The organism is Lacibacter luteus (assembly GCF_004118265.1).
Classification (GTDB): Bacteria; Bacteroidota; Bacteroidia; order Chitinophagales; family Chitinophagaceae; genus Lacibacter; species Lacibacter luteus.
Genome location: NZ_SDHW01000001.1, coordinates 801,131 through 814,999, shown reverse-complemented (window position 1 = coordinate 814,999; position 13,869 = coordinate 801,131). Strand labels below are relative to the sequence as shown.

The 13,869-nt window shown below is 40.3% G+C and carries 7 protein-coding genes; all 7 read left to right on the top strand.

The genetic code is table 11. The features are described from left to right. Window positions 1–20: 20 nt before the first annotated feature. The 7 genes from ESA94_RS03030 (at window position 21) to ESA94_RS03000 (ending at window position 13,866) form a co-directional block, all read left to right on the top strand. Window positions 21–1,604, top strand: a complete 1,584-nt coding sequence (locus ESA94_RS03030) for a SusD/RagB family nutrient-binding outer membrane lipoprotein (RefSeq protein WP_129129377.1) — start codon at window positions 21–23, stop codon at window positions 1,602–1,604. Window positions 1,605–1,725: 121 nt separating this feature from the next. Next, a complete protein-coding gene (locus ESA94_RS03025) occupies window positions 1,726–3,183 on the top strand; it encodes an alpha-L-fucosidase (RefSeq protein WP_129129376.1) in 1,458 nt (485 codons plus the stop codon). A gap of 157 nt (window positions 3,184–3,340) precedes the next feature. Beyond that, window positions 3,341–5,338 (top strand): glycoside hydrolase family 2 protein, encoded by a 1,998-nt coding sequence (locus ESA94_RS03020; protein WP_129129375.1) that lies wholly within the window; start codon window positions 3,341–3,343, stop codon window positions 5,336–5,338. Between the two features lie 36 nt (window positions 5,339–5,374). Continuing rightward, on the top strand, window positions 5,375–6,697 hold the full coding sequence (locus tag ESA94_RS03015) for an alpha-L-fucosidase (RefSeq protein WP_129129374.1): 1,323 nt from the start codon (window positions 5,375–5,377) through the stop codon (window positions 6,695–6,697). A gap of 16 nt (window positions 6,698–6,713) precedes the next feature. Beyond that, the gene (locus tag ESA94_RS03010; protein ID WP_129129373.1) at window positions 6,714–9,638 is read left to right on the top strand and encodes a GH92 family glycosyl hydrolase; all 2,925 of its coding nucleotides are present in this window, start codon (window positions 6,714–6,716) and stop codon (window positions 9,636–9,638) included. 130 nt (window positions 9,639–9,768) lie between these two features. Continuing rightward, complete coding sequence (locus ESA94_RS03005) at window positions 9,769–10,644, top strand: DMT family transporter (RefSeq protein WP_129129372.1); 876 nt, start codon at window positions 9,769–9,771, stop codon at window positions 10,642–10,644. A 66-nt stretch (window positions 10,645–10,710) separates the two neighbouring features. Beyond that, window positions 10,711–13,866: a glycoside hydrolase family 2 TIM barrel-domain containing protein gene (locus ESA94_RS03000; RefSeq protein WP_129129371.1), complete on the top strand. Its 3,156-nt coding sequence runs from the start codon at window positions 10,711–10,713 to the stop codon at window positions 13,864–13,866. The last annotated feature ends 3 nt before the right edge of the window (window positions 13,867–13,869 follow it).

Genomic DNA, 13,869 nt, shown 5'->3' with positions numbered 1-13,869 from the left:
TAACGACTAAAAAAGTAATTATGAAAAAAATAATATTGATAGGAACAACAGTACTATCGCTGGCAATAACCTCCTGTAAAAAGCAGGATTTTGCAGATAATTATGCTGATCCTTCTAAGATATCTCAAACCTCTGTTGAAAAGCAGTTTGCAGGATTCTTATCGTATAACAGGGAGTATGTTTTACCTTCTTACTGGAATTATTTTGTTGTGTTGCGTACAACAGTAAACCGGTATTCGCAGGCTGTTGGCTGGGTTAATTCAACCGGTCAATACGTTCCGGGGGCTGCAGGTATAAATGATCGCTGGAACAACTATTATGGTTTCCTTGCACAGTTTAGAGAAATGGAAAAAGTGTATGCAGGAATGACCACTTCTGATCAGCAATTGCGCAGAATTTATATGATTGCTGCAACTATTTATCTGTACGACCATACACAGAAAGTAGTAGATCTTCATGGCGATATTCCATTTTCTGAAGCAGGAAAGCTGAGTGCAAACGGAGGAGACTATGCTGTTTCGCTGCCGAAATATGATAAAGCAGAAGATCTTTACACCAAAATGCTGGATGATCTGAAAGCATTTGCAGATGAGTTAAATTCAATTACTGTTTCTGCTGCAATTCAAACAGGTTTCAAAAACCAGGATATTATAAACAAAGGAAACATGACAACGTGGAAGAAGTATTGTAATTCGCTTCGTTTGCGTATGTTAGGAAGAGTATCGGGTGTAACAGCATTTCAAACAAGGGCAGCTACCGAAACTGCTGCTATCTTAGGCAGCCCTTCTACTTATCCTGTTGTTGAAACAAATACAGAAAATGTTCAGATAAAAGTTCATGATTTAAATACTCCGCTTAATTCAACAGGTTTCAGAACAGGTTTGGAAGATTGGGATGGTAATGTAGCGGGCAAATTAATGATCGATCACATGAACACAAACGCTGATCCAAGAAGAAGAGCAATGTTTGAACCAGGACCAAATGCAGCAGGTGGTGCATATATTGGTCTCGATCCAATGGCAACTGCAGCAACACAAACTACATTGGTTGCAGGTGGTACACTTGCACGTTATAATCGTTCAACAATCAGTCGTAATCAATATTTCCCGGGAGTATTGGTAAATGCTGCCGAAGTAAGCTTTTTGGTTGCAGAAGCATACCTGAAAGCAGGAAACAATACAGCGGCAAAAACTGCTTACAATGCAGGTATTGCCAAGTCTATTGAAAATTACTTTTTGTACAGAACCGTAAGTAACGATAATACGGCCGGCGCACTTACTCCTGTAACGCCTGCAGAAATTTCAGCTTATCAAGTAATGGCAGGCGTAAACTGGGATCTCGCAACAACAACTGCAGATAAATTGAAATTGATTGCAACGCAAAAATGGATCGACTTCAGTGTTATTCAGCCTTTAGAAAACTGGTCAGAAGTACGTCGTTTGAACAGCCCGGTTTTCAGTTTCGAAGTTGATAATGCAAATGCACAGCAACTTCCTCCGGTAAGATGGTTGTATGCTACATCAGAGTCAACTTACAATACAGCTAATTATAACCAGGTAAAAGCAAAAGATAATCTTACAACAAAACTTTTCTGGGATAATTAATTTTTCGATCAGCAGTTTTAGGGTTTTAAACAGGGCCTTGATTAAGGCCCTGTTATTATCAGGCTTCTGAAAAAGATTGACTCATGGAAACGGATTTTACATGCCCGTCAACAATGCGATTATGAATAAAAAAAACAATAAGCTGGCAATAACCTTGTCGATTTTATTTACAAGTTTGTTATCAGTAACAAATGCCCAGCACAAAGAATATTATCCCGATCCGGATACAGCTATTCAACGCAGGTTAGAAGAATGGAAAGATCTGAAGTTTGGACTGTTGATGCATTGGGGAACTTATAGTCAGTGGGGTATTGTTGAAAGCTGGAGTATTTGTCCCGAAGATCTGGGTTGGGCAACAGGTGCAAGAAAACCCGGTGTTGCAGATAACTATGTCGATTATGTAAAAGCATACGAAAAACTGCAAACAACATTCAACCCAACAAAGTTTAATCCCGAACGTTGGGCAGCGGCTGCAAAAGATGCCGGTATGAAGTACATGGTGTTTACAACAAAACATCATGACGGTTTCAATATGTTTGATACAAAGTATTCCGATTACAAGGTTACAGATAAGGCAACGCCTTTTTCAAGTAATCCAAGGAGTAATATTACCAAAGAAGTGTTTAATGCATTTCGTAAAGAAAATTTATGGATCGGTGCCTATTTCTCAAAGCCCGATTGGCATACCGATTATTACTGGTGGAAAAAATTTCCTGCAAGTGATCGTAACCCAAGTTATTCTGTTCAGAAATATCCTGAACAATGGAAAAAATTTACAGACTTCACACATAATCAAATTAACGAGCTGGTAAGCGATTATGGAAAAGTGGATATTCTTTGGCTTGATGGTGGTTGGGTGCGTAAAAAAACAGATGAAGAAGTGAAAGCCGATATGTTTGAAATTTATGAAGGCAGTCGCTGGGCCCGTAACCCCCAAAGCCAGGATATTAATATGCCTGAACTTGTAAAAAAAGTAAGAGCGAAACAACCAAAAATTATTGTGGTAGACAGAGCTGTGCCGGGAGAACAACAAAATTATTTAACGCCTGAACAACATATTCCTGAAAACGGATTGCCTTATCCATGGGAAACTTGTATGACGATGGCAAACAGCTGGAGCTATGTGCCCAACGATCAATACAAACCAACAAACGAACTAATTGAAAAGCTTGTAGATATTGTAAGTAAAGGGGGAAACTATTTACTCAACATCGGGCCAAGTCCCGAAGGTGAGTTTGATCCTGTTGCGTATGACCGGTTAAAAGAAATTGGTGTGTGGATGAAGTTAAACGGCAATGCCATTTATGGCACACGGATGTATAAGCTGTTTGGTGAAGGTGAGAATATCCGCTTTACCCAAAGTAAAGACGGACGTACATTGAATATTTTTCTGTTTAATTATCCTGATGGGAATGTGCATATAAAAAATGTATCGTTCAATGCAAAAACAACCGTGAAGTTGATTGGCAGTAATCAGAAATTAAAATGGAAATCAGGTGCTGAAGGAGTGGATATCAGTTTGCCGGCTTCTTTAAAACCGGTAACAGATCATGTGTGGGTATTGCAGGTGCAGTTATAATTTAAGTTGTATTGCAATTAGCAAAACTTGAAAATATTCCTATGAACTATTCAGTTTTTTCATAATCAGTAGTTTTAGCATACAAAACTATACGGCCGGCCATTCCTGGCTGGCCTCTTTTTTAAAATGCAGCTGCGTATTGGTTAATGTTTATTTTATGAACAAAGAATTTCTGTTTTCACTGTTACTTGTTTTTGCTGTTGCCGCTACAGTAACTTCACAATCTCCTGTTCAAAAAATATTGTTACATCAAAACTGGACATTCAGTAAACAGAATACAAATAAATGGTATACTGCAAAGGTGCCGGGCACAGTGCATACAGATCTGCTTAACAACAAGCTTATTCCCGATCCTTATTACAGAGACAATGAAAAGAAATTACAATGGATCGGTGAAGCCAACTGGAATTATCAAACAACATTTACAGCAGATGCTTCTGTTTTACAAAAGAAGCATATTGAATTGGTGTTTGATGGATTAGATACGTATGCTGATGTATATCTCAATGGTCAGCTGCTGTTATCTGCCAATAATATGTTTCGCCAATGGAAAGCAGAAATAAAACAATTGCTCAAGCCAAACAATACGTTGCTTATTTGTTTTAGTTCGGCTAAAAATAAAGTTGATTCGATTGCAAAATCAAAACTGCCGTTTGTGTTGCCCGATAATCCCCGCACTTATGCACGCAAGGCACAATATCATTTTGGGTGGGATTGGGGGCCGACTTTCATTACTTGCGGCATCTGGAAAAATGTTTACCTCGAAGCATTTAATGAAAAACCAAAAGAAAAACCTTTTACGGCTGTAAATAAAGTTGAATTGGTGCAGGAACCCGATGAGCATGGAAAAACATTTTACTTTAAAATAGATAACAAGCCTGTGTACATGAAGGGAGCGAATTACATTCCTTCTGATATGTTCACCACACGTTTAACAAAAGCTGACTATCGAAAAATTTTGCAGTTGGCCAAGGATGCCAATATGAATATGTTGCGTGTGTGGGGTGGTGGTATTTATGAAGATGATGCGTTTTACGATCTCTGCGATGAAATGGGCATTTATATCTGGCAGGATTTTATGTTTGCAGGTGCAATGGTTCCGGGCGATGAGGCATTTTTCAACAATGTAAAAGAAGAGATCAGATATCAAGTAAAACGGTTACGTCATCATAAGTCAATTGTGCTGTGGAGTGGCAATAATGAAATTGATGAAGCGTGGCACCAATGGGGATGGCAAAAGCAATTCAATTTACATGGCGAAGATTCTGCAAGGGTATGGAATGATTATGTGCGTTTGTTTCGTGACAGTATCGCTGCATGGGTAAACGAGTTTGATGGCACAAGACCTTATGTAAGTACATCGCCTGCAAACGGGTGGGGCCGTGCAAAAAGTATTACTGAAGGCGATAGTCATTACTGGGGCTTTTGGTGGGGGCTGGAGCCGGTGGAAATTTTTGAACAAAAGACCGGCCGTTTTGTAAGTGAGTATGGCATGCAGGCAATGCCGAATTATGCAAGCATTGAAAAGTTTACTGTGCCGCAGGATCGTTTTCTTTTTTCAGATATTATCAATCATCACCAGAAAGCAGGAAATGGTTTTGCAAAAATCCAAAGCTACCTGCATCGCTATTTTCTCGATTCAACAAAAGTGAAACAGCTGAGTTTGCAGGATTATACTTACCTCACCCAATGTTTGCAGTATTACAGTTTTAAAAATGCCATTGCTATTCATCGCAGCAAAGAACCTTATAACATGGGTACATTGTTATGGCAGTTAAATGATTGCTGGCCGGTTGCCAGCTGGAGTATCACCGATTACAGTCGAGAACCCAAAGCTGCATGGTATGCAGTGAAAGAAGCGTATCGAACTGATGTGAAGCCTGTAAAAGACAGCGTGTATCCAAAGGAACTTGTATTGACGAAGCCTTCGTTTGTGATAAAGCATGAAGGCGAAAATCTGTTCAGCATCGTAAGTAATGTGAATGCAAAGTATGTATACTTGTATAAACAGCAATCCTTCTTTGCTATCGATGATAATTATTTTGATTTAAAGGCCGGACAGAAAAAGTATCTGCAGGTGAAGAACAGGTATTTTTCAACAAAGGAAATTCCGCAGATCAAAATAAAATCGCTTTATGATGTTTTGATGAAATGATGATGTAAAATTCTTCAGTTAAATAATATGCCGGTAATGAAAAAACTATTGATTGCATTTGTTCTTCTTGTTTCGCTTACAACAAATGCCCAACAAAAAACGGATGCTGGAACAATTAAAGATAAAATGCAGTGGTTTGCCGATGCCAAGCTGGGTATTTTTATTCATGCAGGTATTTATGCAGTAAATGGTATTGATGAGTCGTGGAGTTTTCATAACAAAAAGATCACTTATGCCGATTATATGAAGCAGCTGAAAGGATTCACCTTAAAGAATTATGATCCTGTTGCATGGGCCGATCTGATACAGGAAAGCGGTGCACGGTATTCGGTGATCACTACTAAACATCACGATGGTGTTTCGATGTATGATACAAAAATGAACAAGCTGAGTATTGTACAGGCAACACCGGCAAAAAAAGATATGATCAAACCTTTTTTTGATGAACTGCGTAAACGCAACATCAAATGCGGTGCATATTTTTCATTGCTCGACTGGAGCCATCCCGATTATCCCGGTTTTTTAAACGACAGCAGCCGTTATAAGATCGCTAATGATTACGAACGCTGGAACCGTTACCGTTCTTTTTTCCAGGGACAGATTAAAGAAATCAACTCCATGTTTAAACCCGATCTCTGGTGGTTCGATGGCGATTGGGAACGCAGTGCTGAAGAATGGGAATCGCAGAAAGTTAGAAGTCTCATCTTGGCAGGTAATGCCAATGCAATCATCAACGGACGTTTGCAGGGCTATGGTGATTATGATACACCTGAACAGAATTTTCCTGTATCAAGACCAAAGTTCAACTGGTGGGAATTGTGTATGACCACGAATGATAACTGGGGCTTCCATCACGATAATAACTGGAAAACGCCGTATGAAGTGATCAGCATTTTTGTTGATGCGGTTTCGAATGGCGGTAATCTTTTGCTCGATATGGGACCAAAGGAAGATGGAACCATTCCTGCTGAACAGGTGAATGTGTTGAAAGAATTGGGAGCATGGAACAAACGTAACGGCGAAGCCATTTTTAATACCATCGGCGGACTTCCGCAAGGACATTTTTATGGGCCAACAACATTGTCTAAAGATTCAACAACCTTGTATCTGTTTCTGCATGGAAGTTCAGGTGGCAACATTATGATCAAAGGACTGGACAATAAAATTCAGGACATCACAGTGCTCGGCAGCAACACGAAGCTTGCTCCTAAAGTTGTTGGAAAAATTTCATGGAGCCCGGTGCCCGGTCTTGTGTACATTAATGTTCCGCAAAATGTATTGGATAAGTATATCACTGTTGTAAAAGTAAAACTCGATAAGCCGGTTAAATTGTATCGTGGACAAGGCGGATTAAATTAAGAATTGAAAATTTAAGATGATGAAAAGAATTGTGTTCGTTTTTTGTTTTATTGTTTTTAGTATTTCTATTCATGCACAAACAAATTATGCAAAGCTTGTAAATCCTTTTATTGGTACAGGCGGGCATGGACATACCTATCCCGGGGCAACTATGCCGTTTGGTATGATGCAGTTGAGTCCGGATACAAGATTGGAAGGATGGGATGGATGCGGCGGTTATCATTACAGCGACAGTATCATGTACGGCTTTTCGCACACGCATTTGAGTGGTACGGGTATTCCCGATTATTGCGATGTATTGTTGATGCCGTTTACTGGTGAAGTAAAATGGAAGAACAATGAATATGCATCAGCTTTCTCACACAAAAATGAAAAAGCCCATGCAGGCTATTACGAAGTGTTACTGAAGAAGCATAACATTCATGCCGCACTTACCACATCTTTTCGTTCGGGTATGCATGCGTACACATTTGATGCTGCTGCAACCGAAGGAAAAGTATTGCTCGATCTGCAACACAGGGATGAAGTACTTGAATCATCTTTTGAAATGATAAACGAATACGAAGTAAGAGGTGTGCGCCGCAGCAAAAGCTGGGCGACAAATCAAATCCTTTACTTCCACATGAAATTTGAAAAACCGGTAAAAGAGTTTGGCATTGCGTTGAACGATGTGTTGCAAAACAACATGCGTTCTGCCAGCGGAAAAAACATCAAAGCGTATTTTAGTTTTGATGTGAGCAACAACAAAACCATTCAGGTGAAAGTTGGTATTTCAGGTGTAAGCATGGAAAACGCAAAGCTCAATCTCGATACAGAAATTCCGCATTGGAATTTTGCAACAGTGAAACAACAAGCTGAAGATGAATGGAACAAAGAGTTGGGTAAAATAGAAGTGAAAGGTGGCGCAAACGATCAGCAGGTGGCGTTTTATACTGCATTGTATCATGCATCGGTAGCCCCGAATATTTATACAGATGTAAATGGCGAATATCGTGGTACTGATCTGCAAGTGCACAAAGCCGATGGGTTTACAAACTACTCTGTGTTTTCGTTGTGGGATACGCACCGTGCATTGCATCCGTTAATGTCCATCATTAATCGCAAACGCACTGCAGATTGGATCAATACTTTTCTTGTACAATACAAACATGGTGGTATGTTGCCTGTGTGGGAGTTGAGTGGCAATGAAACATTTTGCATGATCGGTTACCATTCTGTTCCTGTTATTGTGGATGCTTATCAAAAAGGTATTAAAGGGTTTGATACCAAGCTGGCTTTAGAAGCTATGACGAATTATGCAGAAAGCAGTCGCTATGGTTTAACGCAATATGGTCAACAAGGTTTTGTAAGTAACGATTATGATCACGAGAGTGCATCGAAGACAGTTGAGTATGCATATGATGATTGGTGTATTTCAGAGTTTGCAAAATGGACAGGTAATGAAGCTGTAGCAAAAAAATATGCAGCACGTGCATTGAACTATCGGAATCTCTTCGACCCAACTACTTATCATATTCGTGGTAGAGTACAGAGCTTTTGGTTTTCGCCATTCAATGCAACAGAAGTCAATAACTTTTTCACAGAGGGTAACTCCTGGCATTATTCTTTTTCTGCACAGCAGGATATTGATGGCTTGATAAAACTTTATGGTGGCAAGGAAAATTTCTTGCGCAAGTTGGAAGAACTTTTTACAACCAAGCAAGCAATGAGTGGCAGAGACCAGCAGGATGTAACCGGACTCATTGGCCAGTATGCACATGGTAACGAACCGAGTCATCACATGGCTTACCTCTTTAACTACGCCGGCAAACCCTGGCGCACACAGGAGTTGATTCACCAGATCTGCACAGAGTTTTATCCGAACAATCCCGATGGGTTGATTGGCAACGAAGATTGCGGACAAATGAGTGCATGGTTTGTGTTGAGTGCAATGGGCATCTATCAACCAACACCCGGCAGCGGTGTGTATGCATTGGGTACGCCTTTGTTTGATGAAGTAAAGATTCATTTAGAGAATGGAAAAACATTCTCCATTACTGCAAAGAACAGAACAGCAAGGAACTTTTATGTAAACAATGTGTTGTTGAATGGCAAGGAACATGCAGCTACATTTATTAAGAATACGGATGTGGAAAATGGCGGTGAGTTGGTTTTTGATATGGCTGCAACGCCTGACAAAACACGTGGCATTAATAAAGTGGATATGCCATCATCGAAAGTAAGTGATGCAGATTTTGTAGCAGTTCCGTTCTTTAACATGAACACGAATAAATTCAAATACAGTTTGCCTGTTAAGCTGCAACATCTTGATCCGAAGGCTGAAATTTATTATGCAATTGTGAATGGTCCAGCAAAGCCACGGTTTATCCGTTACGAAAAACCGTTTGCTCTAACGGAAAGTGCAACAGTTGAACTGTTTGCAAGCAAGAATGGCAAACAGAGTGCAAGGATTGCGCAGAAGTTTTACAAAGTGCCAAGCGACAGAACCATTACTGTACTCAGCGAAGTGCATCCTATGTACACCGCTGGTGGTAAAGATGCATTGATCGACGGAATAGTGGGTGATGCTAATTGGAAAACAGGCGACTGGCAAAGTTATTTTGCAAAAGATTTTGTTGCCATTATTGATCTGCAGAAAGTAAGACCGGTAAAATATGTTGGCATAAATGTGCTGCAGGAAGTAAGCCCCTGGATCGTTTATCCAAAAGAAGTGGTGTTTGAAGTAAGTAATGATGGAAAAAACTTTACAGCATTAACAACAGTTGTAAACAAAATTACAACAGATGCCAAAGGTCCTGAAGTGCAACAACTCGGCGCAAGTGTAAATGCAACGGCACGTTATATTCGTGTGCGTGCAAAAACAGGCGGACAATTGCCTGCATGGCACGAGAGTGCAGGTTCGCCAACACATATTTTTATTGATGAAGTAATTGTGAAGTAAATAAAACAAAGGCACAAGATAAAAATCCAATATCCTTAATCATATATCCTCATGCTGTTTGCTTCGTTCTGTTAGTTGCAGATAGAATATGTTTGCAGCGCAGTTGTTGTAAGTGCTGCAGAAAAAAGTCATGAACTGGAAAGTTATATCAGCGGGATTGTTGTTTGCATTATTGTGGTCATCTGCGGCTGCTGCTACAAAAATTGGGTTACAATCGGCACAGCCATTTGTAATTGCAGTTGCCCGTTTCTTTTTAGCAGGCACAGGCATGTTGTTGTTTACACATCTTGTTTTGCGTAAACGGTTGCCGAAACAAAAGGAATGGTTGTTTCTTGCTGTTTATGGGTTACTCAATATCAGTATTTACCTGGGTGTGTATGTAATTGCAATGCAGGAAGTGTCGGCAGGTTTGGGAAGTATGGCAGTAGCTGTTAACCCTGTGCTCATCAGTATTATTTCTGTTTTACTGTTTAATCATAAAATGGAACTAAAACATTGGCTTAGTCTGTTGTTTTGTGCTGTTGGGGTAGTGATTGCTGCATGGCCCCTGTTGCAAAACAGTTATGCAACCGTAACAGGTTTGTTGCTGATGTTAATAAGCATGCTGGCCTATTCTGCAGGAGCAATATACTTTGCAAGAACAAAATGGAATGATCTGCATATCCTTACCATTAACGGCTGGCAAACATTGCTGGGCGGTTTGTTTTTACTGCCGTTTCTTTTGTTTACTTATAAACCGGAGTTGAACCATTTCGATCTGAAATTTTTCGCTTCTGTTCTTTGGTTAGTTGTTCCGGTATCTGTAGCTGCGGTGCAGTTGTGGTTGTGGTTGTTGAAACGAAATGCTGTTACAGCTTCTTACTGGTTATTTCTTTGTCCTGTGTTTGGATTTATGATCGCTGCAATCAGTTTGCGTGAGCCGATAAGTCTTTACACATTTATTGGTGTTTTATTGGTTAGCGTTGGTTTATACATTGCACAAAATAAACGAACAGTTAAGAGTTGATTTCTGCTCAATTCGGTCAATCGTTTGCACAGTGCTTTGCCACAATAAGCAAGTAAGTTTGAGCAAATGAAAAGTTTAATTGCGATTACAGTTGCAGCACTGTTTGTACAGGCTGCTTTTACACAGGAACTCCCCACAGAATTGCAAACGCCTGATGTTGTTTCGGTAAACCGCATGCCTATGCGTGCATCGGCATTTGCATTTGAAAACCGCACATTGGCACAAGGCCGTAACAAAGAACAGTCGGCTTATTTTCTTTCGCTCAATGGTAACTGGAAATTCAATTGGGTGCAGGATCCACGCAAACGTCCGCTTGATTTTTATAAAACAGATTTTAACGATGCAGCTTGGAGCAATTTTAAAGTGCCTGCCAACTGGGAAGTGAATGGTTATGGTTTACCCATTTATGTAAACCAGCCTTATGAATTTGCAGGAAGTACAAGAACAGGTGCACGTATGACACCGCCGTTTGATATTCCTGTTGATAACAATCCTGTTGGTTCGTATCGTAAAAAAATAAACATCCCTGAAAATTGGAATGGCAGACAGGTGTTCATTCATTTGGGTGCTGTGAAATCTGCATTTTTTATTTGGGTGAATGGTGTAAAGGTTGGCTATAGTGAAGACAGTAAACTTGCTGCTGAGTTTGATATAACGAAGTATGTAAAGGCGGGAGAGAATCTTGTTGCATTACAGGTGTATCGCTGGAGCGATGGCAGTTATCTCGAATGCCAGGATATGTGGCGCATTTCCGGTATTGAACGTGATGTGTATCTCTACTCAACACCAAAGCTCGATGTGCGTGATTTTAAAGTGATGAGCACATTGACGGATAATTATACCAATGGCTTGCTCAACATTAAAGCAGAGATCAACAACTATCGTATCGATCAACGCACCAACCACAGCAAGCCCGATACATTTGCTGTTGATATTGAATTGGTGGATGCGGTTGGTAACAGTATCATAAAAAGATCAACTGCAGGAGTACAAACAGTGTTGGGTAATTACAAAAGCACTGTTTCGTTCGAAGAAAAGATCAGCAATGTAAAACAATGGTCGGCAGAGCTTCCTTATCTCTACACTTTATACATTACGTTAAAAGATAAACAGGGCAATGTGGTGGAAGTAATTCCGCAACGTGTGGGCTTCCGTTCAATCGAGATCATCAACAATAATTTTTTGGTGAATGGCAAACGTGTTTTCATGAAAGGCGTAAACCGTCATGAGCATAATGCAACGCAAGGTCATACGTTGACGAAAGAAGACATGCACAAGGATATGGAGATGATGAAGAAACTGAATGTAAATGCTGTTCGTCATTCGCATTATCCGCCCGATCCATACTGGATGGAATTGTGTGATGAGTTTGGTTTGTATGTGGTGGATGAAGCCAACATTGAGTCACACGGACGTTATTATGATCTTGCTTACACATTGGGCAACGATAAACAATGGCGCATGCCGCATCTCGAACGTATCTATCGCATGTACGAACGTGATAAAAATCATACATCCGTTGTTACATGGTCGCTGGGTAACGAAGCAGGTAATGGTGTTAATTTTTATGAAGCTTATGATTGGTTAAAGCAAAATGATATTCGCCCCGTGCAGTACGAACGTGCAGAGAACGATTATAACACAGATATGATCGTTCCGCAATATCCTGATCCCAATTGGTTAAAGCGTTATGCATCACGCAATCCTTCACGTCTCATGATTATGAGTGAGTATGCACACATCATGGGGAACAGTCTCGGTAACTTTAAAGAGTATTGGGATGCGATAGAAAACAATCCTAATCTGCAGGGTGGTTTTATCTGGGAGTGGATCGATCAGTCGATTGATACCGTGAAGAATGGTAAACGCATCATGGCTTACGGCGGTGATTTCCCCTTAGAAGGACCTGTGCCGCAACATTTCACCGATAATAACTTTTGTGTAAAGGGTGTGGTAACGGCTTATCGTGGTTTAACACCCATGGCTGTTGAAATAAAGAAAGTGCATCAGTTCATCAAATCATCACTGAACAAAAATGAACTGACAATACGCAACTCTTATTTCTTCCGCAACCTGGATAATGTACAATTGAGTTGGGAGCTGATGGAAGATGGGAAGCAAATTGAAAAAGGAATCATCAATCAATTAACAATTGCAGCGCAGCAATCAACAACAGTTACGTTGCCCATCAAATCAAAACAAAAAGAAGCAAAAGAATATTTCATCAATGTGCATTATACATTGAAAGAAGCAGAACCGTTTTTAGAGAAAGGTTACGAGATCGCTTACGAACAGTTTGCTTTGAATCCCGGAACGGTTATACAGGATATGATCACTGGCAAAGGAAATCTGCAGGTGAATCAAACCGAAACTACCTGTAACATCAGTGGTAAAGGTTTTGCAGTAAACTTCGATCTGAAGAATGGTACAATGGGTGCATACATTGTAAACGGAACAACTGTTGTTGAGCAAGGCCCGCAACCATCGTACTGGCGTGCACCAACCGATAATGATATTGGTGCAGGCTTCAACCGCAACCTGCGTATGTGGCGCAATGCATACGAACAAGGCAAATTGATTGCAGCAACTGTTACAAAACAAACGGATGGCTCGTACACAATTCTCTTTAAAAAAGAAGTTGTGAATGGCGATGCGGTAAGTGAACAGCAGTTTACAGTTTATGCCGATGGTAAAATAAAAGTAAGCAGCAGTATTGATGCAGTGAAAGGAAAATATCCGTTGCTGTTGCGTGTTGGTACTGATCTGCAGTTGAAGAAAGAATTTGATCAGATCAGTTTTTATGGTCGTGGCCCATGGGAAAACTATTGGGATCGCAAATCGGCATCACTTGTCGGTTTGTACAAACAAACAGTGAGCAATCAATATTTCTCTTATGCCCGTCCGCAGGAGAGTGGTAACAAAGCCGATGTGCGTTGGGTTAAGATGACAAACAAAGCAGGCAAAGGAATTGAGTTTGTGTATGCAGATAGTCTGCTGAATTTTTCTGCGTTACCTTACACGCTCGATGATCTTGATCCGGAGACTGAGAAGAAACAATATCACTCAGGCGAACTGGTAGCGAAAGATAAAATTTACATGCATGTAGATCTGCAACAAAGCGGTTTGCAGGGTATCGATAGTTGGGGCTCAATGCCAATGCAGCAATACCGTATTCCGTTTGCTGATCATCGTTACACTTACTGGATCGTTCCGGTTAAATAAATA